At 58.4% G+C, this 24,193-nt stretch carries 23 protein-coding genes; 10 read left to right on the top strand and 13 right to left on the bottom strand.

From position 1 onward, the window contains the following. Window positions 1-6 precede the first annotated feature (6 nt). Window positions 7-783 (top strand): phosphate ABC transporter ATP-binding protein PstB, encoded by a 777-nt coding sequence (gene pstB / locus VGE55_RS14520; RefSeq protein WP_331132387.1) that lies wholly within the window; start codon window positions 7-9, stop codon window positions 781-783. A gap of 166 nt (window positions 784-949) precedes the next feature. Next, window positions 950-1,981 carry a phosphate ABC transporter substrate-binding protein PstS gene (gene pstS / locus VGE55_RS14515; protein ID WP_414675051.1) on the top strand — a complete coding sequence of 344 codons (1,032 nt, stop codon included), beginning with the start codon at window positions 950-952 and terminating at the stop codon, window positions 1,979-1,981. Window positions 1,982-2,576: 595 nt separating this feature from the next. Here pstS and VGE55_RS14510 read toward each other — a convergent pair. Next, complete coding sequence (locus VGE55_RS14510) at window positions 2,577-3,824, bottom strand: alpha/beta fold hydrolase (RefSeq protein WP_331132385.1); 1,248 nt, start codon at window positions 3,822-3,824, stop codon at window positions 2,577-2,579. An 84-nt stretch (window positions 3,825-3,908) separates the two neighbouring features. Beyond that, window positions 3,909-4,700: a PaaX family transcriptional regulator C-terminal domain-containing protein gene (locus VGE55_RS14505; RefSeq protein WP_331132384.1), complete on the bottom strand. Its 792-nt coding sequence runs from the start codon at window positions 4,698-4,700 to the stop codon at window positions 3,909-3,911. Window positions 4,701-4,813: 113 nt separating this feature from the next. Between VGE55_RS14505 and VGE55_RS14500 the strand changes: the two genes are divergently transcribed. The 3 genes from VGE55_RS14500 to VGE55_RS14490 all read left to right on the top strand — a co-directional run bounded on the left by VGE55_RS14500 (window position 4,814) and on the right by VGE55_RS14490 (window position 7,349). Continuing rightward, window positions 4,814-5,824, top strand: a complete 1,011-nt coding sequence (locus tag VGE55_RS14500; protein WP_331132383.1) for an MDR family oxidoreductase — start codon at window positions 4,814-4,816, stop codon at window positions 5,822-5,824. Then, a complete protein-coding gene (locus VGE55_RS14495) occupies window positions 5,817-6,725 on the top strand; it encodes a DMT family transporter (protein WP_331132382.1) in 909 nt (302 codons plus the stop codon). Before VGE55_RS14500 ends, VGE55_RS14495 begins: the two co-directional genes overlap by 8 nt. A 99-nt stretch (window positions 6,726-6,824) precedes the next feature. Further along, complete coding sequence (locus VGE55_RS14490; RefSeq protein WP_331132381.1) at window positions 6,825-7,349, top strand: porin family protein; 525 nt, start codon at window positions 6,825-6,827, stop codon at window positions 7,347-7,349. A gap of 19 nt (window positions 7,350-7,368) precedes the next feature. On the opposite strand, the gene VGE55_RS14485 is transcribed toward VGE55_RS14490, so the two are convergent. Then, window positions 7,369-8,049: a fatty acid hydroxylase family protein gene (locus VGE55_RS14485; protein ID WP_331132380.1), complete on the bottom strand. Its 681-nt coding sequence runs from the start codon at window positions 8,047-8,049 to the stop codon at window positions 7,369-7,371. A gap of 151 nt (window positions 8,050-8,200) precedes the next feature. Between VGE55_RS14485 and VGE55_RS14480 the strand changes: the two genes are divergently transcribed. After that, entirely contained in the window at window positions 8,201-8,974 is a 774-nt protein-coding gene (locus VGE55_RS14480) for a class II aldolase/adducin family protein (RefSeq protein ID WP_331132379.1), read from the top strand. A gap of 525 nt (window positions 8,975-9,499) precedes the next feature. Here the strand turns inward: VGE55_RS14480 and VGE55_RS14475 are convergent. After that, window positions 9,500-10,738 carry an NADH:flavin oxidoreductase/NADH oxidase family protein gene (locus VGE55_RS14475; RefSeq protein WP_331132378.1) on the bottom strand — a complete coding sequence of 413 codons (1,239 nt, stop codon included), beginning with the start codon at window positions 10,736-10,738 and terminating at the stop codon, window positions 9,500-9,502. A 57-nt stretch (window positions 10,739-10,795) separates the two neighbouring features. On the opposite strand from VGE55_RS14475, the gene VGE55_RS14470 reads away from it, so the two are divergent. Together VGE55_RS14470 and VGE55_RS14465 are read left to right on the top strand one after the other, a co-directional pair. After that, window positions 10,796-11,680, top strand: a complete 885-nt coding sequence (locus VGE55_RS14470) for a DMT family transporter (protein ID WP_331132377.1) — start codon at window positions 10,796-10,798, stop codon at window positions 11,678-11,680. 16 nt (window positions 11,681-11,696) lie between these two features. Continuing rightward, window positions 11,697-12,824 carry an AI-2E family transporter gene (locus tag VGE55_RS14465; protein ID WP_331132376.1) on the top strand — a complete coding sequence of 376 codons (1,128 nt, stop codon included), beginning with the start codon at window positions 11,697-11,699 and terminating at the stop codon, window positions 12,822-12,824. A gap of 31 nt (window positions 12,825-12,855) precedes the next feature. On the opposite strand, the gene VGE55_RS14460 is transcribed toward VGE55_RS14465, so the two are convergent. The 3 genes from VGE55_RS14460 to VGE55_RS14450 form a co-directional block, all read right to left on the bottom strand. Then, complete coding sequence (locus VGE55_RS14460) at window positions 12,856-13,767, bottom strand: metal-dependent hydrolase (RefSeq protein WP_331132478.1); 912 nt, start codon at window positions 13,765-13,767, stop codon at window positions 12,856-12,858. Between the two features lie 118 nt (window positions 13,768-13,885). Further along, window positions 13,886-14,317, bottom strand: a complete 432-nt coding sequence (locus tag VGE55_RS14455) for a thioesterase family protein (RefSeq protein WP_331132375.1) — start codon at window positions 14,315-14,317, stop codon at window positions 13,886-13,888. A gap of 17 nt (window positions 14,318-14,334) precedes the next feature. Continuing rightward, complete coding sequence (locus tag VGE55_RS14450) at window positions 14,335-14,949, bottom strand: thermonuclease family protein (RefSeq protein WP_331132374.1); 615 nt, start codon at window positions 14,947-14,949, stop codon at window positions 14,335-14,337. Between the two features lie 92 nt (window positions 14,950-15,041). Between VGE55_RS14450 and VGE55_RS14445 the strand changes: the two genes are divergently transcribed. Together VGE55_RS14445 and VGE55_RS14440 are read left to right on the top strand one after the other, a co-directional pair. Further along, window positions 15,042-15,851 (top strand): crotonase/enoyl-CoA hydratase family protein, encoded by an 810-nt coding sequence (locus VGE55_RS14445; protein ID WP_331132373.1) that lies wholly within the window; start codon window positions 15,042-15,044, stop codon window positions 15,849-15,851. Between the two features lie 93 nt (window positions 15,852-15,944). Continuing rightward, window positions 15,945-17,372, top strand: a complete 1,428-nt coding sequence (locus VGE55_RS14440; protein ID WP_331132372.1) for a wax ester/triacylglycerol synthase family O-acyltransferase — start codon at window positions 15,945-15,947, stop codon at window positions 17,370-17,372. A gap of 21 nt (window positions 17,373-17,393) precedes the next feature. Here the strand turns inward: VGE55_RS14440 and bcsR are convergent, their stop codons facing one another. From bcsR to VGE55_RS14410, 6 genes are read right to left on the bottom strand one after another with little or no spacing between them, the layout of a single operon-like run. Further along, window positions 17,394-17,597 carry a BcsR/BcsP family cellulose biosynthesis protein gene (gene bcsR / locus VGE55_RS14435; protein ID WP_256763102.1) on the bottom strand — a complete coding sequence of 68 codons (204 nt, stop codon included), beginning with the start codon at window positions 17,595-17,597 and terminating at the stop codon, window positions 17,394-17,396. A 17-nt stretch (window positions 17,598-17,614) separates the two neighbouring features. After that, a complete protein-coding gene (gene bcsG / locus VGE55_RS14430) occupies window positions 17,615-19,348 on the bottom strand; it encodes a cellulose biosynthesis protein BcsG (protein WP_331132371.1) in 1,734 nt (577 codons plus the stop codon). Further along, entirely contained in the window at window positions 19,349-21,850 is a 2,502-nt protein-coding gene (gene bcsA, locus VGE55_RS14425) for a UDP-forming cellulose synthase catalytic subunit (protein ID WP_331132370.1), read from the bottom strand. After that, the gene (gene bcsQ, locus VGE55_RS14420; protein WP_331132369.1) at window positions 21,847-22,584 is read right to left on the bottom strand and encodes a cellulose biosynthesis protein BcsQ; all 738 of its coding nucleotides are present in this window, start codon (window positions 22,582-22,584) and stop codon (window positions 21,847-21,849) included. The genes bcsA and bcsQ overlap by 4 nt, the downstream gene beginning before the upstream one ends. Beyond that, the gene (locus VGE55_RS14415) at window positions 22,581-22,793 is read right to left on the bottom strand and encodes a hypothetical protein (RefSeq protein WP_331132368.1); all 213 of its coding nucleotides are present in this window, start codon (window positions 22,791-22,793) and stop codon (window positions 22,581-22,583) included. The genes bcsQ and VGE55_RS14415 overlap by 4 nt, the downstream gene beginning before the upstream one ends. After that, window positions 22,793-24,184: a hypothetical protein gene (locus tag VGE55_RS14410; protein ID WP_331132367.1), complete on the bottom strand. Its 1,392-nt coding sequence runs from the start codon at window positions 24,182-24,184 to the stop codon at window positions 22,793-22,795. The genes VGE55_RS14415 and VGE55_RS14410 overlap by 1 nt, the downstream gene beginning before the upstream one ends. Window positions 24,185-24,193 lie beyond the last annotated feature (9 nt).

Below are 24,193 nucleotides of genomic sequence, written 5' to 3'. Positions count from 1 at the left end.
ATTGCGATGATGAACACCCCCACCCTTGAGCGCATCAAGCTGGAAGTGAACAACCTGAACTTCTACTACGGCGATTTTCATGCACTCAAGAATGTGAACCTGAAAATTCCCGAAAAGAAGGTGACCGCTTTCATCGGCCCGTCGGGTTGTGGAAAGTCCACTCTGCTGCGCATTTTCAACAAAATGTATGCGCTGTACCCCGAGCAGCGCGCCGAGGGTGAAATTCTGCTGGACGGTGAAAACCTGCTGACCACCAAGAAAGACATTGCGCTGATCCGATCCAAAATCGGCATGGTGTTCCAAAAGCCCACGCCCTTTCCCATGAGCATTTACGAAAACATTGCGTTTGGTGTGCGCCTGTTTGAAAAGCTGTCCAAAGGCGAAATGGACGAGCGCGTGGAATGGGCGCTGACCAAGGCTGCGCTGTGGAAAGAAGTGAAAAGCAAACTGCACCAAAGTGGCAACGGTTTGTCTGGTGGCCAGCAGCAGCGTTTGTGCATTGCCCGCGGCATTGCCATCAAACCCGAGGTGTTGTTGCTGGACGAACCCTGCTCGGCGCTGGACCCCATTTCCACGGCCAGCATTGAAGAGCTGATCACCGAGCTGAAAGAAGACTACACCGTCGTGATTGTGACCCACAACATGCAGCAGGCTGCCCGTGTGTCCGATTACACCGCCTACATGTACCTGGGCGAGTTGGTGGAGTTTGGCGTGACGGACCAGATTTTCCTGAAGCCGCGCAAGCAAGAGACCGAGAACTACATCACAGGCCGTTTTGGCTGATCCTCTTGTTTTTTTGAAGGCTGAATTTACAAAGCCACATCAATGCCTTTTCAGGCACACTGGTGTGGCTTTGTTGCATTCATGAAAATATTATGTTTGTCACACAGATGAAATATTCAGAATGCATCATGAACGTACTTTCAAGAGAGAGGTCATTATGTTCAACCTGAAAACCGTATCCACAGTCGTAGCCGCAAGCGCATTGGCGCTGGGCTTCGCTTCTGTACAAGCCGCTGAAATCACCGGTGCTGGCGCATCGTTCCCAGCCCCCGTGTATTCCAAGTGGGCCGATGCCTACAGCAAGGAAACCGGCAACAAACTCAACTATCAATCCATCGGCTCTGGTGGCGGTATCAAGCAGATTGATGCCAAAACCGTGGATTTCGGTGCGTCTGACATGCCCTTGAAGCCCGCCGACCTGGAGGCCAAAGGCCTGCAGCAGTTCCCCACCGTGATTGGTGGTGTGGTGCCTGTGGTCAACCTGGCGGGCATCGCCCCCGGACAAATGAAACTGAATGGCGAAGTATTGGCCAACATTTATTTGGGCAAAATCACCAAATGGGATGACCCCGCGATTGCAGCCCTGAACCCCGGCGTGAAGCTGCCTGACCAGGCCATTGGTGTGATTCGTCGTGCGGATGGTTCGGGCACCACCTTCATTTTCACCAACTACCTGAGCAAAGTGAGCAAAGAGTGGGCTGACAGCGTGGGTGAAGGCACGGCCGTGAAGTGGCCTGTGGGCTTGGGTGGCAAAGGCAACGAAGGCGTGTCCGCTTTTGTACAGCGCTTGCCAGGCTCCATTGGCTACGTGGAATATGCCTACGCCAAGCAAAACAAGCTGACATTCACACAAATGCAGAACAAAGATGGCGTATACCTGCAGCCCGACGACGAGCACTTCAAGGCCGCTGCTGCCGGCGCTGACTGGAGCAAACAGTTCTATGAAATTCTTACCAACCAGCCTGGCAAAAGCGCTTGGCCCATCAGCGGCGCCACCTTCATCCTGATGCACAAGGTGCAGGCCGACGGCGCCAAGGCGGCGGAAGTGTTGAAGTTCTTCAACTGGGCTTACGCCAAAGGCGACAAGCTGGCTGCAGACCTGGACTATGTACCTCTTCCTGACGCCACAGTGAAGCTGATTGAAGCTTCCTGGAAAGGCATGAAAACAGCCGATGGCAAAGCGATTGCCGTGAAGTAATCGGTTGGCAGTGCTGAAGTGCAGAACCCTCCCGAGTGGAGGGTTTTGTTTTTTTGGGGTGTGATGTTGAACGGAGCATTTTGGTGGCAGATCGGGGCTAGCGCAGTTACCTCGCCCTTTGCGACGGTCCATTGGTGTTTCCCTCGCTGAGCCGCACGATCGCTAAGGTCGCCCCTCCAAACAGCGAGTCGGGATCGACCTTTGGGCCAGCCTAGCGGCTGTGCCCACCGCGCCTGCTTGTCACGCTCGGGCCAATGGCCCTGACTGTCGCTGCAGGGGAGGTGAACCGCACAGGCCGCTAAACGACTCGGTGTCATGCCCCCAGCAATGCCGGTGTGCCCGGTGCCGAACATTCAGCCCCCCGATTGGTTTGACCCGCACAGCATTCGAACACACGGACCGAGATGTCTGAGCCACGCAGTGGCGAGTTCTCGGTCCGGTTCGAGGGCGCGGGACAACCTTTGCATTCGGGGGGCGTTCGGACCGGGCAACCGGTATTGCTGGGGGGTAATAAACAGGCACCTGCTACCGGCCTTGCTGAGGGGCAAATGAATCGGCACGGATCAAGCTCACGCCGTGAGCCCGATCAAAACACTCAAGCTGCTTTTTTGCTCTCCGCCCGCTTCCGGCTTTTGGGCTTGGCTTTGGCCGCAACAGGCTCCGCTGCCGCAGTGGTTTTCACTGCCGCCAACGGCACTTGCGAACGGGCGCGCAGCCACTCGGCTGAAATTTGCCACACATGCGACACGGCCTTGCTGCCCAAAATAACCCCCATGTGCCCACCGGGCGCCAGCATGAAGGTTTTGTCCTTGGAAGCCACCAACTTCAGGCTTTGCTTGGCCATGCTGGCGGGCACGAGGTGGTCGGTTTCGCCGGCAAACACCAGGAAGTTGGATTCAATGTTGGACAGCCCGGTCTGCTTCTCGCCAATTTTCATGTTGCCTTTGGCCAGCTTGTTGTCCACGGTGAAGCGAACCATGAAGTCGCGCACCACGCCGCCGGGGTACAGCATCATGTTGTTCAGGTAGTCGGCCGTGGTGGTGTGTTGCTCCACAAACTCCCGGTCCGACAGGCGGGTCAACAAGTCCCAATAGGTGGTGATGCTGGCCACCGGGGCTGTTAACTTAAAACCGAGACTCACCATCCAGCCGGGTGGGCTGAACAGGGCCGGGTTGATGTTGTCCAGACGGAATTCACTGTACTTTCGAATGAACCGCGCAATCACGTTCAGCGTGTTGGACGCGTAGCTCATGATGTTTTTGCCATTGCGCAGGTCGATGGGGCTGGCCACGGTCACCAAGTTGCGAACGGCTTTGTCTTCACCGTAACCGGCATACAGCAGGCATAGTAAACCGCCCATGCACCAGCCAAAGAGTGACACTTCCTGCGAGCCACTGTGTTGGCGAATGCTTTGCAGGGCCGAGCCCATCATGTCGTGGCTGTAGTCGTACAGCCCCAGGTGTGCGTGCTTGCGCTCTGGCTTGCCCCAATCAATGAGGTACACCCGAAAACCCGCCTGCACCATGTGCTTCACCAGGCTGCGGTCGGGCATCAGGTCAAAGGTTTCGGTGGTCACGCCCAGTGGCGGCACCAGCACCAGCGGAATGGGGTGTTGCCGTTGTGGGGGTGTTTCCTCTTCCCCGTCCACCAGGCTGGCATGCGGCGTTTGTGCATCGGGCGCGTAGTAGCGAACCCGCATCGGCAATTCTTCAGCAATCACCTGATACTCGGTTTTGCCCGACTGGATCAGGATGTCTTTACGAAACAGCCAGTCCGCAGCATTGGTTGCGGTGTTGGCAGCAATTTCATTGATCTTGAGTGCTGTTTTAAAAAGCTTTTTCACGATGCCCGGCCCGATGTTGCGTAGCAGTAAATGGTGTGGATGGAGTTTATACGCCCTCGGTCAGTTTTCGGATGAGCATTTACTCTAGATTGACTGGCTTTGCCACAGCGCCGTCCAAATGCCCATGCCCACACGGTCCAGTTCGTCCACCGTGGCCAAAAAGACGTCCCGCGCGGCGGTGTCCAACCACTCCGATGGTAAAAATGGATCGTAAACCACGTGCTTGATGGCAGCGCCGCCCATCAAAAAGCTTTCCCGAGCGGCTTCTTCCGTCTCCAGGTCTTGATAACGATCCAGCCAAGTGCGTATTTTTTTGGTTTGAGCGCTGTAGGTTTGTTCAAGTTCCCGAGGGTTCCACAGCTTGGTGATGCGTTTGGCGGTGTCGGTGTCGAACTGCTGGGCGCCAAACACCGGGGCGTCTTTTTCAAGCCCCAGCTTGTACAAGCGCTTGCGCACCGCTTCCAGGCTGTCTTCAATGTTGTTGGGGCGAATGAACAGGTGCTCGTTCAAGGGCTGGAAACCCAACATCAGCAGCGCCCGGGCGCGGGCCCGTTGCTGTTTGGCCTCGTTGCGCGACAGCTTCTCGGCCTGTACCACAATAAAAGTGCCGTCCCAAGCCCGGATGCGTTTGGATCGGGTACGCCAGGTGGCCACATCGTCGGCCAGGGTGTGTGCGTCTTCGGTCAACTGGTACATGGCCCGTCCGGCCGATTCCACCAGGCCTTCGGCGGACAGCCGCACCAAAGCCACCCGGGTGTTGTTCACGCTGATGTCAAAGATGCCGCAGGCCGCAATGGCTTGTTTGGCGGAAATCGGTTGGCCTTGGTTGGCCAGCAAGAGGTCGAGGATGAGGCTTTTGGCAGTGGGTTTGCGCACGACAGTGGGTTGGGTCTGGATAAACCGCCAGTGTATTGAAGCCGGCTGCAGCCTGCAAATGAGGGGTCGGGTTTGTGCGATGATTGCGGTGCTTGTGCAAGGAGACAAACGGCATGACCCGAGGTTGGATATCTCACAACAAAGAACAAACCGAAGCGGAGTTTTTGGCGCTGGATGAAGCCCAGCTGGCAGGCCAAGAGGTGGTGCTGGAGGTGCTCTACAGCTGCCTGAACTACAAGGATGCGCTGGCACTCACCCACACAGCACCCATCGCGCGGACCTACCCGATGGTGCATGGAATTGACGCCGTGGGACGCGTGTTGGCGTCGAATGCGCCGCAGTGGCCGGTGGGCACGGTGTGCCAGGTCAATGACTGGGGTCTGGGCGAAACCCATTGGGGCGGCCTGGCCGAGAAGGTGGCCGTGCCGGCGGCTTGGGTATCCCCCATTCCCGAGGGGCGCAGTGCCCGTTGGGCGGCAGCGCTGGGTACCGCAGGTTACACAGCCGCTTTGTGCGTCATGGCCTTGCAAGACCATGGCATCAAACCCGGGGATGGGCCTGTGCTGGTCACCGGCGTGAGTGGTGGTGTGGGCACGGTGGCCACCTTGTTGCTCAACCACCTGGGCTACGAGGTGGTGGGCTTGACCGGTTCCATTGATGCCACAGGCGCCCCGGTGTCCGAGTCTGCGGCAGCGCATTTTGCCCGCTTGGGCCTGAATTCCACCCACCTCATCCACCGGGAGTCGATGTCCCGACCCGGCAAACCCTTGCAGAAAGAACAGTTTGCAGCGGTGGTGGACAGTGTGGGCAGCCACACCCTGGTGAATGCCTGCGCACAAACACGCTATGGCGGTGTGGTGGCGGCTTGCGGCTTGGCTCAAGGCATGGACTTTAACGCCACGGTGGCACCGTTCATTTTGCGAGGCATCACCTTGTGTGGCATTAACTGTGTGTACCGCAGCCATGCTGAGCGGGACCGTGCCTGGGGCTTGTTGGCGCAGGCATTGGGCGAGCATGACCTGGACTTCATGATTCGCGAAGTGAGCCTGCGCAATGCATTGGACGGCGCACGCCAGGTGCTGGCCAACCAATTGCAGGGACGTGTGGTGGTCAACTGTGGCTGACAACCCGCGCAGCGCCCTGCCGTATTTGGCATTGGTGTTGAATGCGTTGGTGTGGGGATGTTCCTGGTGGCCCTTGCGCACCTTGCAAGGGTTGGGTTTGCATGCCCTGTGGGCCTCTGCAGCCACTTACCTGTTGGGAACGGCTGCCATCGCGATGTTTTCCCCGGCTGCCTTGAAGGAGTATGCCCGCAACCCAGCCCTGTGGTTGTTGGGTTTGGCGGCGGGCACCACGATGGTGGGCTTCAACTGGGGCGTGACCATTGCCGACGTGATCCGTGTGGTGCTGCTGTTTTATCTCATGCCGGTGTGGGCCGCTTTGCTGGCCCGCTTTGTGTTGCATGAGCCCCTCACCTTGCGGGTGGCGTTGCGAATTGGCATGGCCCTGGCCGGTGCTGCGCTGGTGTTAAGCCCACCGGGGCAGATTGGTTTCCCGTGGCCCAGTGCGCTGGGTGAGTGGTTGGGCTTGATGGGTGGCGCCGCTTTTGCGCTCAACAACACCCTGCTTCGCCATCAAAAAGCCGCCAGTGCCCAGGCTCGCCTGTTGGGGATGTTTGTGGGCGGCGTGTTGGTGCCTGCCGCCGTGGCGCTGGGTTTGGGCATGTTGCCCAGCAGTTCGATGGCGGCCATACCCTTGCCCGCATGGCCGGGTGTTGCCGGTCTGTGGGTGTTGTTGGGTTTTGCGGCGTCGCTGTTGTTGGCCAACCATGGTTTGCAGTATGGGGCTTCTCGTTTGCCCGCCAATGTGTCGGCGGTGGTGATGTTGTCGGAAGTGGTGTTTGCCACGGCCAGCGCGATTGCTTTTGCGGGCGAAAGCCTGACCCTGCAAGTGGCGGCAGGTGGTGCCCTCATTTTGCTGGCGGCGGGTTTAAGCGCGCTGGAGAACCCGGCAGGGCATGGTTGACCGGCTGATGGGCAGGGTGTGGAAATCCTCTAGTCTGTAAACCGATCACGGTTTATCGCGTTGTCAGTGCTCCAATCATCCACACTTCAAGGAGCACTCATGAAGAAGATTGCACTGTGTACGGCTGCGCTGGTGGCCATGGCGTTTAGCACGTCATCCATGGCCGAAGGCATTTATGCGGGCGTGGGCTACAACAACCTCGACCTCACCACCGACTCTGCCCCCGGCTTCAAGGCCAACGTGGACATGCTGTCGGCCATTCTCGGGTATAAAATCAACCCCAACCTGGCTGTGGAAGGCCGAATTGGTGCGGGCATCAATGACGACACCTTCGGTGCTTCAAGCCTGGAAGTGGACTCGTACATCGGCGCCAATGTGCTGGGTACACTGCCGCTGACTGCTCACAACTGGTCGCTGTACGGCACCCTGGGTTACGGCTATGCCTCGTTCAAAGGGCGTGCCAATGGCGTGGGCTTTAAAGATGACAAAGGCTCACTGAATTACGGCGCCGGTGTGATGTATTCAACCGGACCTTACAGCGTGCGTGCTGGCTACGAAGCCCTGTATGACCGTGGCAGCAGCCAGGCCGATGGCTTTGCGCTCACCGCCACTTACGCGTTCTGATTCCCCAGATTGCGGATACTCACCGCCTGTCCCAAGTTCGCATCAGCCAGTCGGTCAATGGGTAGCTGATGTTGAAGTTTTTGTGCGCCATCAACCGTTGATCGTGGTGGGTGGTGTGCAACCGGGCCAGGCGGTGAAAGCCGGGCAGGCGGTGCACCCAGTGGTCTTCTTTCAAGTGGTAGGCCAAGTGGAACAATTCATAGTTCACGAAGTACGCCATGCCCGTGAGTAAAAACAGCAGTGCCACATTCAGGCTGAGTGCCCAAGCCAACATGGCGAAGATGGGCGCAAAAAAAGCGCACACAAAGAAGCTGACCAACACGGGCGGAAACAGCACCGCCTTGAAGTCCCGTGTGTTGTCGATTTCCATGTGATCGTGAGTAAAAAAACGGTGGTGCTGCAAGGCATGGCGTCGATACACCAGCCCCAGCCCTTTGACGGGGCGGTGCATGACAAACCGGTGGCCCGCCCATTCGGCAAAGTTGGCGTACAACCAGGTGATGGGAACGGTGAGCCACTCCAAGGCATGCACGGCATGCAAGGCCATGCCGCTGCCGATGATCACGGCCAAGGCCAAGGTGCAGGTGAATGCCAGGTGCCACTCACCCCGATAGCCAGGTGCAATGTTCTCTGCGCGAAACTGCTGGCGGGCGTTGTCGACGGCGCGGTCATTGGGAAACGGTTTGACCTTGGCGTGCATGGAATACCCTCTTGTTGACAGATTGTTTACCGGCAAGATTGCGCCGATTTTCCACAGGAATCAATCCGAAAAGTTTGGTGTGTCGCCTGACCGATTTTGGGGGTGGCGGCGGGCTGATACACTGAACCAAAGCAACGACTGAGGAGACACCATGAATGCACCATTGCCCAACACCCACTCACTGCGTGAACACGTGAGCGCCGAAGAATGGCGCATGCGCGTGGACCTGGCTGCGTGTTACCGCCTGGTGGCCATGTATGGCTGGGATGACTTGGTGTTCACCCACATCTCTGCCCGTGTGCCGGGGCCGGAACATCACTTCCTGATCAACCCCTATGGTTTGTTGTTTGAAGAGATCACGGCCAGCAGCCTGGTCAAAGTTGATTTGCAGGGGCGCAAGGTGATGGACAGCCCCTATGAGATCAACCCGGCTGGTTTTACCATTCACAGCGCCATTCACGAAGCCCGTGAAGACGCCAACTGCGTGATTCACCTGCACACCGTGGATGGCGTGGCGGTGTCGACACAGAAGGACGGACTGCTGCCGATTTCACAGCATTCGCTGTTTCCGATGTCGGGCCTGAGTTACCACGCCTACGAAGGCATTGCATTGAACCCGGAAGAAAAAGTGCGTTTGGTGGCAGACCTGGGCAACACCTGCAGCATGATCTTGCGCAACCATGGATTGCTGACCTGCGATAAAACGGTGGCGGATGCGTTTTTGCGTATGTTCTTTTTGCAACGGTCGTGTGAAATCCAGGTGAAGGCGCAAAGCAGTGGCGGCGCGCTGATTCAGGTGGACCCACGCATTGTGGCGGGTATTCAAGCGGCGGCTGAGAAGGTGACTTTGAGTGCGGGTGGCAATATTGCGTGGCCGGCGTTATTGCGGAAATTGGATCGGGTGGCGGCGGATTACAAGGATTGAATTGTAGTCGCGACATTTCGAGACCGCTTCAATCAAGGCGCGTGGGCTGCGGCGCAGCGCGGTTACCTCGCCCTTGGCGACGGTCCATTGGTATTTCCCTCGCTGAGCCGCACGATCGCTAAGGTCGCCCCTCCAAACAGCGAGTCGGGATCGACCTTTGGGCCAGCCTGGCGGCTGTGCCCACCGCACCTGTTTGGCACGCTCGGGCCAATGGCCCTGACTGTCGCTGCAGGGGAGGTCAACCGCGCATGCCGCAGTGACGGTGCCACCAAATTGCACCGAGTCTTTTCGCCCCCCAGCAATACCGGTATGCCCGGTGCCGAACAGTCAGCCCCCCGATCGGTTTGACCCGCACAGCATTCGAACACACGGACCGAGATGTCTGAGCGCCATCGGCGCGAGTTATCGGTCCGGTTCGAGTGCGCGGGGCAACCTTTACCTTCGGGGGGCGTTCGGACCGGGCTTCCGGTGTTGCTGGGGGGCAATCAACTAAATAGGCTCACGCCGTGAGCCCAGCCAAACACATCAAGCCCGCAAGCGACGGGACTTGAACAATCCCCAGCTGCTTTCAATCAGGTAGAAAAACAGCACCTTCAGTGGATGCTCGTTGGGCACCGGGTTTTTCCCCTTGCCCATGCGGTGAATCTGGCGGGTGTACCACTGAATTTCCAGCAAGCCGGAATTGTCCACTGCCTTCACCCCGGTGATCAACGGTTTTACTGGGTACTGGGCTTCTTGATCAGCCAGCAAGCGGCTGGGCAATTCGGGTTCAATGGCAATGGAGCGGGCCAGGCCAATCACATCCACCGCACCGGTGTTCAGCGCCTGCTTCATGCCACCCACTGTTCGGAACCCGCCCGTCAGCATCAGGGGCACTTTGCAGCGCGCCCGCACTTTCTCGGTGAAGTCGATGAAATAGGCTTCGCGTTTCACGGTACTGTCTTTCTTGGGTTGGGTGGCGCCGGTCATCACGGGTGCTTCATAGGTACCGCCGGACACTTCCACCAAGTCGATGCCGCGTGCGGTCAATTCTTCAATCACCGCCAGGGACTCTTCCTCGCTAAAGCCACCACGCTGGAAATCGGCCGAGTTCAATTTGATGCCGACAGGGAAGTCGGGGCCCACCTGCTTGCGCACCTCGTCATAGACGGCCAACACAAAACGGCGGCGGTTTTCAGAACTGCCACCCCAGGCATCGGTGCGCTGGTTGGTGAGCGGGCTTAAAAACTGGCTGATGAGGTAACCATGTGCGCCGTGAATTTGCACACCGTCAAAACCCGCTTCCTTGCAAATGCGGGCGGTGCGGCCCCAGCGCTGGATCAGGTCCAGAATTTCAGACTCTTCCAGAGCGCGCGGTGTGGCAAACATCATTTGCAGGTCTTTGCGGAAGGGGATTGCGGACGGGGACACCGTCTCTTTGTTCATGCCCTTGGGGCATTGCTTGCCGGGGTGGTTGATTTGTACCCAGATTTTCCCGCCGTGGGACTGGCCTGCTTTGGCCCAGGCTTTCAGCAGGGGCATGTCGCGGTCGTCTTCAATCACCACGTTGCCAGGCTCTGCCCTTGCGCGGCGGTCAATCATGACGTTGCCGGTGATGTTCATGCCGATGCCGCCAGCCGACCAGCGTTCATACACGCGCACCAGTTTCTCGGTCACCCGGTTGTCGGTGGTGCCCAGGGCTTCGCTCATGGCGGCCTTCACCAGGCGGTTGGGCAGGGTGGCGCCACACGGCAATACCAAGGGGTCGCGCAATTGAATCTGCATGGGGAAATCCTTCTGTCTCGATGTTGGAATTGTGTGAAAGGATGGTAACTTGTGGACATGAAAAAAATTGAAGTATCCACACTAATCTGGCTGGCGTTCGTCCTGCTGGCCTTTGCCTCCAATTCCCTGTTGTGCCGCGCTGCTTTGGGCATGGGGCAGATTGATCCCTTCACCTTTACCGCCGTCCGCTTGGTCAGTGGCGCGGTCACGCTGGTGGTGTTGTTGGGCGTGTGGGGTGTGCCCGGTGGGTCGCCCGCCGCGCCCACCGTGTGGCAGGCAGGGTCTTGGGCAGGGGCGTTGTCGCTGTTTGCGTATGCCATTCTGTTTTCGCTGGCCTATGTGCAATTGAACACCGCCACAGGGGCGCTCATTCAATTTGCAGCGGTGCAGTTTTGCATGTTGGCCTATGCTGCTTTTCGGGGTGACCGCCTGCGCGGCTGGCGGGCGGTGGGGGCGGCCTTGGCCGCGCTGGGGCTGATGGTGTTGTTGGCACCCAAGGCCCAGCACCCAGACTCGGTGTGGGCCGTGTTGTCCATGGCGGGGGCTGGTTTGTCCTGGGGGGTGTATTCGATTGTGGGGCGTGGGTCCCGCTTTCCGCTGGCTGACACGGGTGGTAATTTTTGGCGCTCGGCGCTGCTGATTGCCGTGCTGTGGTGGGCGCATTCGGTGGTGGTGGTTGCGCCGGGCTTGCCACCCACCTGGGGTGGCTTGGTGCTGGCGTTGGCCTCGGGTTGCCTGGCCAGTGGCGTGGGCTATGCCGTGTGGTACAAGGTATTGCCCCGCTTGCCCACCAGTTCAGCCGCCAGCATTCAGTTGGCGGTGCCGGTGCTGGCAGCGGTGGCCGGCATTGTGCTGTTGAGCGAGCCTTTTGAGGCGCATGTGTGGGTGGCCATGGTGCTGACCTTGGCGGGTATTGCCCTGGTCTTGCGGGCCCGGGTCTGAAAACGGAGCGGTGTGCATGACAAACCCCAAGATTGCCTTGTCTGACCTGGTGCGCCAATTCTATGTGCGTCACTGGGGCCTGTTGCTCACTTTGACGCTGGTGCTGGGCGGGTTGGTCGCCTTGTGGAGTGTGCTGGCGCCGTTTGTGGCGGCCTTCATTCTGGCGTACCTCATGGCCAACCCCAGCCGTTGGGTCTACAAAAAACTGCGCGGGCGACTGCCTTTGCCGCTGTGCGCAGTGCTCACGTTTTTGGTGTTGGTGGTGGTGTTGCTCAGCTTTGGCTTGTTGTTCATTCCCGTGGTGAACACCCAGCTGGAACTGATTGAAAACAACCTGCCGCAGTTGCTGCTCAACATCAAGCAAACTGTGTTGCCCTGGCTTCAAAGCACTTTTGGCTGGAATTGGGCCATGGATTCAGACACCTTCCGTGCCAAGGTGGCGTTGTTGATGAAGGAAAACCGGGCCTCACTGGCGGAACTGAGCACGGCGCTGGTGCGCTCGGGTTCTGCATCGGTGTTGGGCATTACCGGCTTTCTTTCATTGACCGTGATTTCCACCCTGTTTATTTTGCCCGGCTGGTTGCAAATGTCGAGCAATGCCAAACAGTTTTTTCCGCCCCATGTGTGGAAGCGGTTTTCGCCCTTGTTGCGGGAAATGGATGAGGTGCTGGGCGAATACGTCAAAGGCGTGGTCATTGTGATTGCCTTCCTCAGCGTGTATTACTCGGTGGGTTTGAGCCTGGCCGGTTTGAAGAGTGGTTGGGCGATTGGCATCTTGGCGGGTTTGTTGTCGATCGTGCCCTACCTGGGCCTGACCGTGGCGATGGTGGTGGCCGTGTTGACATCCGCGCTGGAGTTGCAGGGCCTGTGGCCGATTGTGTGGGTGTTGCTGGTGTTTGTGTCGGGCCAGCTGATCGAAGGCTTTTTCCTCACGCCCATGGTGGTGGGTGACAAGATTGGCCTGTCAGCCCTGGCAGTGATTTTTGCCCTGGCATTTTTTGGTGCCTTGTTTGGGCTGGTGGGGGTGTTTTTGGCCCTACCCCTGGCGGCCATTGCCAAGGTGGTGTACCAGCATTTGCTATCCGCTTACCAAGCCAGTGCCTACTATCAGCAGGGTTTGCACAAAGACGAACAGGGGCGATGAAGCATCGCCCCTGTTTGAGTGCACACCGTGTTTAGGCGGCGCTGGCCTTCAGTTGGCTGTTCATCCGGCTGCGAATGGCCTGTTGCAGTTCTTCATTGGGCGCACGGCCTGAGCTTTCCACCTGCTTCACAAAGCCGTCAATGCGTTCCAAAAACTGGCTGTTGTCGTGCATCCAGGGGTGGAAGTCGGCCTTGAAGTAGTCGGTGAATTCGCCGCTGACCACCGGGTTGCGCAGCACACCCACTTTCTTGCCCCACAGCATGCTGGTGACTGTCCAGAAACCTTTCAAGTGCGTGCCCTTGGTGGCCTTGTCGGCCAACACGAGGCGGGTGTGGAAATAACCCACGAGCGGCCAGAAAATCGCGGTGGCCAACACCATGGCGAAGCGGCGCAGGAAACGGTTGAACATGGTGTTGGGAATCACATGGTTCCACACGTCATAGGCCACGGCCTTGTGTTCGGTTTCTTCCAGGGCGTGCCAGGTCCACATGTCCTTGTAGGCTTGCTCCGACTTCACGCCCAACACCTCGGGGTTGCGCAGCAACTGGTCGGCCATCAGGGCGGTGTAGTGTTCCAGGGCAATGGTGCCGGCCAGCGTCAGTTTGCGGCCCAGGCGTTTTTTGATGAAGCTCAAAAAGCTCCACAGGAAGCTGTCGAGTTTGGAGGCTGGCAGGCCAGCACGGTCCAGAATTTCGTTGTATTCCACATGCTCGCGGCTGTGCATGGCTTCCTGACCAATAAAGGCCACCACGGCTTTTTTCAATTCGGGGTCGGTGATGTCGTCGCGGTAGGCGCGCACGGCGTCCATGAACATGCGCTCGCCGGCCGGGAAAAAGATCGACAGGGCATTCATGAAATGGGTCACATGGCGACCTTTTTCGTGCCAGTCGCTGACTTTGTCTTCCGGCAGGTTGACCTTCACGTCGCGGCGTACAGGGATGATGTTCTTCATGGTTTGACTCCTACACAGGTGCTTTTGTTATTTGCCACGGTTAAAGGTGACAGTGTTCAATGTAACAATAAAACCAGCGGGTGACAATACACAAAACTGAAGATGCGTTCTAAGTTGTAATGATTTGCCGGAAGCGGTCGGGCACGGGGGTAGAGCGGCCTGTCTCGGGGCTGACCCACACCATTTTGGCGCTGCCAGTGGCGTAAATTGTGGCAGGGTCGTCGGTGCGGCGCAGTTCATAATGCTGAACCAAACTGCTGCGCCCCAATTCACCGGCAAAAATCCGCACTTCGGCGGTGCCTGGTGCCTTTAGCTCTTTCAGGAAGCTGCACTCGGTGTGCACAATCACCACATAGGCCGGGTTGCCGTCCAGGGCTTGCGGATAGAGGTCGATCCACTCCACCCGGGCCTGCTCGTAACACCGGAAGTACACCGTGTTGTTGATGTGGCCGAGTTGGTCCACATCGCCCCAGCGCAGTTGTATCTGGCTGGTGTATAGCAGGGGGCGTCCTTGGGTGTCGGTGTGGCGTGGGGCGGTCATGGCAAAGGGGTCTACGGTCAATCGGTTCGGCGGTTTTCGGCGCGCCAGGCCCAAGGCGCTTGGGGTTCTGGCCGTGCCCAAAGCCCATGGCGCTGTTCGCGGGCGTTGTCTTCTGCGCGATTGTACCGCTGCCGGTCCTCCCGGCTTTGGTGTTTGGCGTAATCGCGATACCACCAGGCGTGGCCTTCTTCAACCAGTCGCAGGTTCAGGTCTGTGTCGTTGGGGCACAGGGCTTGGTCACAAGGCTCACCGGGTTTAAAGAGGGTGCCCACTTCACGGCCGTAGCGGTCGCGGTCCACCACCTTCACTTTCACGGTTTCGTTCAACACCTGGTCGGCAAGCCAACCCTGAGACTGGCTGCCGTGGGCTTGTTTCAACTCTGGGGCGTCAATGGCAAACAGCCGCACCTTGTGTTGGGCGCCATGCATGTCCACCACGCTCACCGTGTCGCCATCGGCCACACGCACCACCCGACCTTCGTACACAGTGCCTTTGTCGGCTTGTTCGCGTTGGGACTGTGCGCCCGACAGTGGACCGATGGGGCTGATGGAGTAGCCCGCCAGGGCCAGAAGGATGGCGATCAGTTTGGCGGCATTGGCCGGGGTGACAAATTGTTTCAAGGGTGACTTCATGACAGGCTGGAAGGCGGGCAAGGCCGGGGTTAAACTGTGCTCAACAACAAAGGGCAGCAAGCCTACGACAAAACCGAGGAGCCAACAGCCGCATGGACCGAATTCTGATCAATTTTAACGCCGAACGCACCGTGGCAACGGTGCTGCTCAACCGGCCCGAGAAGCACAATGGCGTGGACTGGCCCATGCTGAAGGCCATGCGCAAGGCCCAAAAAGATTTGACCGCTGTGAAAACCTTGCGGGCTGTGGTGTTAAAGGGCGAAGGGCCTTCCTTTTGCGCGGGTCTAGATGTGAAGTCGGTGATTTCCGACCCCAAAACAGCGGCGGTGATGTACGCCAACCTGTGGCTGCCCATGCGCAACATTTTCCAAAGCTGGAGCACCGGTTGGCGCGACTTGGGCGTGCCGGTGATTGCGGTGATCCACGGCAATTGTTTTGGCGCGGGCTTGCAACTGGCCTTGGGTGCAGACATTCGGGTGTGTCAACCCGATGCGGTGTTGTCCATTCTGGAGGCGAAATGGGGCTTGGTGCCCGACATGGGCGGTGGTGCGCTGCTGCGGGAGCTGTTGCCGCTGGATGTGGCCAAAGAGTTGACCATGACAGGGCGCATGCTCAATGGCGACGATGCAAAAACGCTGGGTTTGGTCACCCATGTGGAGGCTGACCCCCAAGCCCGTGCAGATGCCTTGATTGCGGAAATTTTGAGCCGCTCGCCCGATTCGGTGGCAGCGAGCAAGTTCATGTTACAGCGCATTTGGGGCATCGACCAAAGTGCCAACCTGACGCAGGAGCGCCGCTGGCAACGCCGATTGCTGGGCTTTAAAAACCAGCGCATCTCGGTGGCCAAGCACAGCAAGCGTGAGGCCGCCGCCATGCCGTTTGCCCAGCGCCAAATTCGCTAAGGGTTGATGGGTGGGCTTGCATCCAAACCGCCTTCCAATGAAGTACCCGTTTAAACAGAACACCACAACGACAACAATTTGCGCGGAGACATGATGAAAGCCCTCACCCCCAATGACCAGCTCTTTTTGTGGCTGGAGCGCCGCAACCAACCCATGCATGTGGGTGGATTGATTTTGCTCAAACCACCCAAGAACGAAAAGGCATCAGACTATGTGGCGCGGGTGGTGGCTGGCATGCGCGAACATACGCAGCCCGTGGCACCGTTTAACCAGCGTTTGGTGAGCCGCTTGGGCATGTGGTTCTGGACCGAGGATGAAGACTTCGACCTGGAGGCGCATTTCATCCACATGTCGCTGCCCAAGCCGGGCCGCATTCGTGAGCTGCTGGAGTTGGTGTCCAAGCTGCATGCCAACATGATGGACCGGGCCAAGCCCCTGTGGGAAGCCTATGTGATTGATGGCCTGGAGGATGGTCGTGTGGCGTTTTACATGAAGGTGCACCACGCCTTGGTGGATGGTGTGGCTTGCATGAAAATGCTGCAACGTTCCATGGCCGAGAACGCGGAAATCATGGATTTGCCACCTTTCTGGGCCAATGGCAATTTGCGCCCCAATGGAAGTCAAGGGGGGCGTTCGGCTTCGACCGAAAACCTGCTGACGGCAGCGCGCCAGGCTTTGCAAGGCGCCACTTCGCAACTCAGCAGCCTGCCCAAGGTGTTGAAGGAAGTGGGGCGTTCGCTGTGGCAAACCAGTGTTGCCGACCCCGACTTTGTGTCGGTGATTCAGGCCCCGCGCAGCGTGCTGAACCGGCGCATCACCGCATCGCGCCGGTTTGCCGCGCAAAGCTGGTCGATGGAGCGCATCAAGGCCTGCGCGGAAGGCCTGAACATGACTTTGAACGATGTGGTGCTGGCCATGTGCGGTTCGGCGTTGCGGTCTTACTTGAGCGAACTGAATGCCTTGCCCGCCCGCCCGTTGGTGGCCATGGTGCCCGTGTCGCTGCGCAAAGACGATTCGGCCACAGGCAACCATGTGGCGCTGCTGCTGGCCAACCTGGGCACCGACACCGAAGACCCGGTGGAGCGCATTGAGAAAATTTCGCGCTCGGTGAACCATTCCAAGGAACGGTTTGCCAACATGACGCAAACCGAAATCATGAATTATGTGGCGACCATGATGGGCATCAGCGGTGTGAACCTGCTGACGGGCATTGCACCCAAATTGCAGGCCTTCAACATTGTGATTTCCAACGTGCCTGGGCCCAAGCACACGCTGTATTACAACGGTGCCGAGGTGGACGGTGTTTACCCCGTGTCCATTGTGCTGGACGGCCACGCGCTGAACATCACGCTCAACAGCTACAACGGCAAGCTGGAATTTGGTTTGATTGCCTGCCGCCGCACCATGCCCTCCATGCAGCGCTTGCTGCACTTCCTTGAGCAGGGTTTGGTCGAGCTGGAGGTGGCTGCGGGCATTCCCAGCGCGGTGCCCCAGCCGGTGGGGCGGCAAAAAGCGGCTTGATGCCCTTTCAAACGCCCTGGCTTATTCGTCCCGATTGGCCAGGGCCAGGGTGAACAGGTAGGGCCAGCGCTGGAACGAATCGTACACCGCCTGGTCCTGTTGAATGTCTTGGTACAGGTTGTGGTCAAAGCCTTCCAATTGTGCTGACAGCGCGTAAATGTCATGCGCCATGTCCACAGGTGGCATGAACAAAGCGGGCGGCGAGTCGGGGTCAAATTCTGCCATGGTGTTCCTCCTCGGGCTCACGGCGTGAGCTTGTTGACCGGGCCCAGTGTGCGCCACTCAACACCCGGCGCTTTCAGCCAGTACGCATCCTTGCTCTCCATCACGGTGATGTTGCCCTGTTGGGACACCAGTCGTGTGGTCGGCAAGTCGGCTGTCAATGTGGTCCAGTTGGGGTTTTGCCGTTGTTCCGGTGTGGCGTTCACCCAGCGGTTCACCAGCTCGCTCAGCGCCGTGTAGCTGGACGGTTGGCGCACCAGCGCAGGCCCTCTCGGGGCTGCGGGGTCGGCTGTTTTTTGGGGAATGTCACCCCCTGTTTTGGGGCCAACCCAATAACCAAACACGGGTACTTTGGTGATGGCAGGGGTGGGCAATTCACGCAGCCCCACCAGTTGGCCGTACTCGCCCGACAAACCAGCGCCGTGTTCCGGCACCACCATCACCAGTGCCTTTCGTCCACTTTTGCGGATGTCCCCCACCACACTTTGAATGTCGTTCAAGAGGCGCTCCAGCCGCAGCGGGTAGGTGGCCAGGCTGTTTTGGTCGTTGCCCGGAATGCGGTTGCCGTCGTGCAGCGTGATGGTGTTGTAATACAGCGCCACAGCCGGCTTGCCGCTTTCCTGGCGTTTCATCCACCAGGTGCGCAGGTAGTCGCCATCCCGTCCCACACTGCTGCCATCAAACGCCACCACCCCGGTGGGCACGCTGTTGTAGGGCACTGGCTGGTCGGCCTGGCTGCCCAGGTTGTTCAACACCAGCTTGCTGAAGTTCTCAAACAGGGCGTTGTGGTTAAAGCCCACTTCAATCGAGAACCCGGCGTTGTGAAGCTGGCCAAACAGGTAGCAACTGTCTTCGGTGGGTTGGTACAGGGCGTCGTGGCGTGGTTGGCCACAGCGGCCGCGCAGCAGGCGAATGGCGGCCGGCCCTGAATAGCTGGTGGCGGAGTTGAAGTTCTCGAACACAAAATCGGCATTGCGCAAAGCCGGGTGCTGGGTTTGCCGGGCCACTTGCATGTCTGCCCACGACAGTGAGCAGATTTGCAGGAAGACCAGGTCGAAGTCGGGTGGCACCGGTGTGGCATGCAGTGCAGCGGGTAGCAAGGCTTTTTGCCGTTCAAAAAAGCCGTTCAAAATGGCGTCGGGTCCATCGGTGTTGTTGGCACTGTCCCGGATTTTAGCGATGCGTTCTTCGTGCCGAGCCACTTTGAGACGCTGGTAATCCACTTGTCCCAAGGCCAGCAGTTCGGCGGGTGACAGATTTTCTCGGGCCAGCCAGCTGCCTGCCTTCACGGCTTGCTCATCGTCGGTGTCGTTGTCGCCATCGTGCCCCAGCCATGCCAATTGGTATGCACTAACCGCCACCAACGCAGAAAAAACCCAGGTGCTGGTGCGCAGGTAGCGGTCCAGCACGCGCACGGTCAGGTAGGCTCCCAGGGCGCTCCACAGCATCCAGGGGGCAATCGACCGGCGAACCAGTTCCCACAAATAGCCCAGCGAAAAACCAAACAGTTGCCGAATTTGATCCAGCAGGGCCCACGACACCACCAGCCCCAGTTCATGCAGCAGCAGCGCAATGGCCGGGCCAGCGAAGAGGAGGTCTCGCAGCAAGCCTGCCCAGCGGCCCGCAAACCGCTTCACCGGGTTGGTCAACACCAGTCCGGCAAACAAGGCGAGGTTCATCCAACCTTCCAGTTGCGCCACACCGCCCAGGTACAGGCCCAGCTTGATCAGAAAGTAGAGGTTCCAGGGCAGCATTCAGCGTCGCTCCCAGTTTTCGGCCTGGTCTTGGTTGCCCAGCAGGCGGTTGGTCACCGCCCGGGCAATCTCGTTGAGCCAGGCAAACAGGCGCACATAGCCTATGCCACCTTTTTTGAGCACGTCTTTCAGGCCACCCAAGGCACGGTCCCGTGTTTCGTCTTCCTGCCAGTTCAACCAGGCATCGGCACGGCCAAAGGTGCACTGAATGAGTTGGGCCTCCTGTTCGGGGGTGAGGTTGCTGAACTGTGCTTCCACACGCTCCGCATCCACAGGGATCAATTTGGCCGGGAATAAAAATTCCCGGTCACCACGGTGCAGGCCCACCTGCACGTCGCTGAACGCCCGCAGCCCTGCAGTTTCGCCCACGGCCAGTGTGAGGCCCGCCGCTGAATATTCTTCGGTGTGGCAACTCAATGTGTAGCCACCTGGCAGACGCAGGAATGCAGGCATGATCATGCGGACCCGGTGGTGCACATGCTTTTGAATGGACTCGGTGGCCACACCGACCGCTGCGCCCAAAATGGCCAGGTTAAAGCCGCACCACAGCAGGTTCATGAGCACGGTGCCCACTTCATGGGTGTTGAAGAAAAACAGGCGGCCAAGGCCAACCGCGAAACCAATCAAATTGACCAGCAGCAGAATGAGGTAAGGCTTGGCAATGTTGGCATCAAAATAACTTTTGTCGATGAGGCCACCCTTGGCCGTCACGTTGAACTTGCCCAAGCGAGGGTTAATGAATGCCAGGGTGGTGGGCAGCACAATGTAATACGACAGCACGGTTTCATACACCTCCGACCAGAAGCTGCGGCGGTATTTGCCCTGAATGATGGAGTTGGTGTAACTGGCAATCATCAGCTGTGGCAACGCGTAGCTGAGAATGGTCAACGCGGCCGAGTTGATGAGGTGAAACTCGAAGAACAAATAGGCCAGCGGCATGATGAGGAAGATCAGCCGGGGAATGCCATAGAAGAAATGCAACATGGCATTGGAATAACAAATGCGCTGGAAGAAGCTGAGCCCCTTCTTGAACATCGGGTTGTCCAGCCGGAAAATTTGCGCCATGCCCCGCGCCCAGCGGATGCGCTGACCGATGTGCCCGGCCAGGGTCTCGGTCGCCAGGCCTGCTGCCTGAATGTTGTTCAGGTACACACTGTGATAACCCAGTGAGTGCAACTTGAGTGCGGTGTGCGCATCTTCCGTGACCGTTTCGACCGCAATGCCACCGACTTCCAACAGGGCTTTGCGCTCAATCACGGCACAGCTGCCGCAGAAAAATGAGGCATTCCAGTAGTCGTTGCCATCCTGAATCAGGCCATAGAACAGCGAGCCCTCATTGGGCATTTGCCGGAAAAAGTTGAAGTTGCGTTCAAATGGGTCGGCCGAGAAAAAGTGGTGCGGTGTTTGCACCAGCACGCACTTGGGGTCGCGGCGGAACCAACCCATGCTGGTTTGCAGAAATGAACGGGTGGGAATGTGGTCGCAGTCAAAAATCGCAATGTACTGGCCATGGGTTTGGCGCAGCGCATAGTTGATGTTGCCAGCCTTGGCGTGCGAGTTGTCGGGCCGCGAAATGTACTCCACGCCTGCCTGTCGTGCGAATTCTTCAAAGGCGGGGCGGTGGCCGTCGTCCAGAATGTACACCGTCACCTTGTCCACTGGCCAGTCGATGCCCTTGGCGGCGTAGACCGTGGGCCGAACCACCGATAGCGGTTCGTTGTAGGTGGGAATGTAAATATCGACGGTGGGCCATTCGGCGAAATTCAGGTCCAAGGGCAAAGGCCGACGCTTCAGTGGCCATGCGGTTTGAATGAATCCGAAAATCAGAATGAGCCAAGTGTAGGCTTCAGCCACCACCAGGGTGTAGCCCAGAAACAGTTCAATACCGCTGTTCAGGTCGAGCGAACTGGTGAAGCGCCAAAACACATACCGGGCCAAGACCAAAATCGTCAGTGCCATCAGGCACAGGTGTGAAAAGCGTTCGGGCAAGCGCTTGAAGGCCATGGCCAGCAAATAGCACACCAGAATGAACATCCACTGCCCGGCAATGGGCAATGAGGCCTGGGCCGTGAAGAGGAAAGACACCAACGCTGTAAAACCCAACAGCCAGCGAATGGGGCGTGATGCTTGCACCACGGCACTGATGTTGTTCACCCGGCGTTCCAGTTGAATGGTTTGGGCCAGGCGGTCGACACCCTTGCCGGTGCGGTTGCGGGCAATACGGTAAGGTTGGCGAAGCAGCGTGTTGTAGAGCCAAATCACCGGGTAAAACAGATCGTGCACCGCCGCGCCGACCATTCGCCCAATCAAGCCAACTGCAGACTGCCTTGAGGGGTTACTGGCGTCGCTGGACAGTGCATTGAGGCTGTCCGGGCGAAGCCACATCGACAAAAAAATCCGTTTGAAACGCTGGAACAAGCCCAGATTGGGATAGGTCCGCAGGTCCAGCAACAGTTCGATGCGGACCAGGACGCGTTCCAGGGCGGTGTGCGCGGCGCTCATGTCAACTCCGCGTCAATCCAGTTGGCCAGTTTCTGGTGATCTTCCAGCAACTGCGACTTTGGCGCGTATGCTCCCAGCGGTGTGCCAGCGGCCGTGCTCTCGGGCAGGCTTTGGTCTTCGTGCAGATAGAACGGCAGCAGGCGGTGCCCAAGCTTGGTTTTGCACAGGGTCCACAGGTCCAGGTGCAGCACTTTGGTGGAGTCAAACCGGTTCATCAAAAAATACGATGCGCCGCGGCTGCGCAGCAAATGCGGCAGCAAAGGGTCGATGCCCAGCACGGAATGGGTGTCGGGTGTCAACAAAACCAGGTTCAAGTCTGTGAATGACAGCGCTGCATTGGCCATCGCGCTGGGCCAGGCCGGCAGGTCCAGCAATTGAATCACACCAGCCTGGGTGTCGCGAAACAGGGCGGTGGTCAGGCTTTGGGGGTTGTCAACCAACTGGTGTTCAAAACTGCACAGCTGCGACAACGTGGTGTTGCCGAATGCGCAGGCCTGAAACGGTGCATCCACCGGCAATTGAATGTCCAGCATGGACAGCTGGTGCTGCACGGCTTGAAAAACGCCCCGCTCGGCGGGTGAATTCAAGCCCAGCTGAAAAGGCAGGTTGTTCTTGGGGTCGAGTTGAACCAAGCGTACGGACCGGCCCAGCAGGCTCATGTGGTGAGCCAGCGCCGTGGCCAGGCTGGTCCTGCCTGCGCCGCCAATGCTGGAAATCAGGGCGATCGTGATCATGTGTCCTCGCTGTGGTCCGCATGGGCAACCCATTTGCCATGCCGAACCATTTGATAGCAGCCATCGGGAATTTGGTTGTTGCTCCAGTTGGCCCAATCGGACAGCCAGACCCGTGCAGTGGGTACTTTGAGCAAGCGGTTAATCAGCCACACGGAGAACAGGATGCCCGCCAGCAGGCCGATTGCACCCAATATCAACCAATTCATCATCACTTCACCTGTTCCTGCGACCAATACAGCATGCGTTGCCCCCAAGGGCGATTGTTGTGGATGTTGTTCGTGTCAGACCACACCTCGGCCAATTGCTCGGGGGTATTCAGTGCGTCGGTCATCAGCATTTCCGGCGCAATGGGTTCCAGCTCACCCTCCAGGTCTGCCAGCAAGTCGGCTTGGCTTGTTGCGTCCACCACGTGCACATGCCCGCTGGCAATCACTGGAATTCGCTCTCGAAAGCATTGGTCCAGCCATTCGCTCAAATGCGTATCGGTCGGAGTCTGAGACCACAATTTCATCAGATAAATGGCCTCTCGGGTTGCAGTGAACATGCAGGCCGCTTCACCGAAATTGACCAGCTTCATGGCTGTTTGGGCTGTGATGTGTCCTTGCAGCGACAGGCGCGTGATGGTGCACTGCATGTCCCAATGGCTGGCCACGCCCAGCATCATGAGGCCCAACCGCGCAAATGCATGGTTGGACAACAGGGACAACTGGCCCGGCATGAAAATTTCGTGCAGATCCCGACTGAACAACGAGCCTTGGGTATCGTCAATCAACGCCGGGGTCATCACGGCGCCTGTCACGGGCTGCAGGTTGTTGGCCTGGGCTGGCAGTGTGACCTCATCAGCCCCCAACCTCAACAACACCGATGCATCGGTCAAGGTGTCAGGGTTGTTCAGTTGCACCAAAATGCGCAAGGGGCTGTCTGCATTAAAACGAGCGCTGTGTACGGTGTGCCCCAATTGCTGAAGACTGCCACAGTCCTGTTCCCGAACCACCACACAGGCCAGCTCAGCGGTGTGTTCATTGGGGTTCCAAAGGGCGGATTGAAATGCGCCTTTGCCCACCGGCCACCAAGGCAAAAACTCGGGTTCGCCGCGTTCATCCAGCTCGGCCAAGCCATCGGCGAAGGCGCACCAATGGGGGATTTCTCCTTCAATGCACAACAGCACCTTGCAGTGGGCATACCGTGCCCAGCGCTGCATCAACCGCATCTGAAACAGCGGGTTCAAGGCTGACAATTCTGCGTCCCCATGGTCAAACCACAAGTCTGGGTGTTCCAGAATGACCAGGCCGGGTTTGAGCACCACCAGGCTGTTCAAGGACCGACACAGTTGCTTGACCCCTTCCTCGCCGCCTTCCCGGGCCAGCAGATGCCGAACCGACACCACATCCAGTCCCTTGGGTGCTGACGAGCGTTTCTGCAGGTAAGGCTGCAGGAAGCTGCGCACACGGCCTTGCGGGCTGGCTGTCATCCACAGGCAACCCCGAATGGCCCCAAAGTCCGGGTCTTGCCGCAACCACCCCTGCACCATGCCCTGGGCAGTGCCCTGCGCATTGGCAGATCGGATCGCATACACGCCGGCGTCGGTGTTTTGAATCATGCCAACCCC

It is taken from the genome of Limnobacter sp. (assembly GCF_036405155.1).
In the GTDB taxonomy this organism is placed as follows: domain Bacteria; phylum Pseudomonadota; class Gammaproteobacteria; order Burkholderiales; family Burkholderiaceae_B; genus Limnobacter.
The sequence above is the reverse complement of the archived record's forward strand: the minus strand, read 5'-3'. Positions and strand labels throughout refer to the sequence as shown.

Bases quoted from the DNA above. Each gene is read 5' to 3' on its own strand.
- VGE55_RS14475 (WP_331132378.1), bottom strand. From the start codon at position 10,738: ATGCAGATTCAATTGCGCGACCCCTTGGTATTGCCGTGTGGCGCCACC.
- bcsG (WP_331132371.1), bottom strand. From the start codon at position 19,348: ATGCTGCCCTGGAACCTCTACTTTCTGATCAAGCTGGGCCTGTACCTG.
- VGE55_RS14465 (WP_331132376.1), top strand. From the start codon at position 11,697: ATGACAAACCCCAAGATTGCCTTGTCTGACCTGGTGCGCCAATTCTAT.
- VGE55_RS14440 (WP_331132372.1), top strand. From the start codon at position 15,945: ATGAAAGCCCTCACCCCCAATGACCAGCTCTTTTTGTGGCTGGAGCGC.
- VGE55_RS14500 (WP_331132383.1), top strand. From the start codon at position 4,814: ATGACCCGAGGTTGGATATCTCACAACAAAGAACAAACCGAAGCGGAG.
- bcsA (WP_331132370.1), bottom strand. From the start codon at position 21,850: ATGAGCGCCGCGCACACCGCCCTGGAACGCGTCCTGGTCCGCATCGAA.
- VGE55_RS14480 (WP_331132379.1), top strand. From the start codon at position 8,201: ATGAATGCACCATTGCCCAACACCCACTCACTGCGTGAACACGTGAGC.
- VGE55_RS14490 (WP_331132381.1), top strand. From the start codon at position 6,825: ATGAAGAAGATTGCACTGTGTACGGCTGCGCTGGTGGCCATGGCGTTT.
- pstB (WP_331132387.1), top strand. From the start codon at position 7: ATGATGAACACCCCCACCCTTGAGCGCATCAAGCTGGAAGTGAACAAC.
- VGE55_RS14450 (WP_331132374.1), bottom strand. From the start codon at position 14,949: ATGAAGTCACCCTTGAAACAATTTGTCACCCCGGCCAATGCCGCCAAA.
- bcsR (WP_256763102.1), bottom strand. From the start codon at position 17,597: ATGGCAGAATTTGACCCCGACTCGCCGCCCGCTTTGTTCATGCCACCT.
- VGE55_RS14455 (WP_331132375.1), bottom strand. From the start codon at position 14,317: ATGACCGCCCCACGCCACACCGACACCCAAGGACGCCCCCTGCTATAC.
- VGE55_RS14415 (WP_331132368.1), bottom strand. From the start codon at position 22,793: ATGATGAATTGGTTGATATTGGGTGCAATCGGCCTGCTGGCGGGCATC.
- VGE55_RS14485 (WP_331132380.1), bottom strand. From the start codon at position 8,049: ATGCACGCCAAGGTCAAACCGTTTCCCAATGACCGCGCCGTCGACAAC.
- bcsQ (WP_331132369.1), bottom strand. From the start codon at position 22,584: ATGATCACGATCGCCCTGATTTCCAGCATTGGCGGCGCAGGCAGGACC.
- VGE55_RS14410 (WP_331132367.1), bottom strand. From the start codon at position 24,184: ATGATTCAAAACACCGACGCCGGCGTGTATGCGATCCGATCTGCCAAT.
- VGE55_RS14470 (WP_331132377.1), top strand. From the start codon at position 10,796: ATGAAAAAAATTGAAGTATCCACACTAATCTGGCTGGCGTTCGTCCTG.
- VGE55_RS14445 (WP_331132373.1), top strand. From the start codon at position 15,042: ATGGACCGAATTCTGATCAATTTTAACGCCGAACGCACCGTGGCAACG.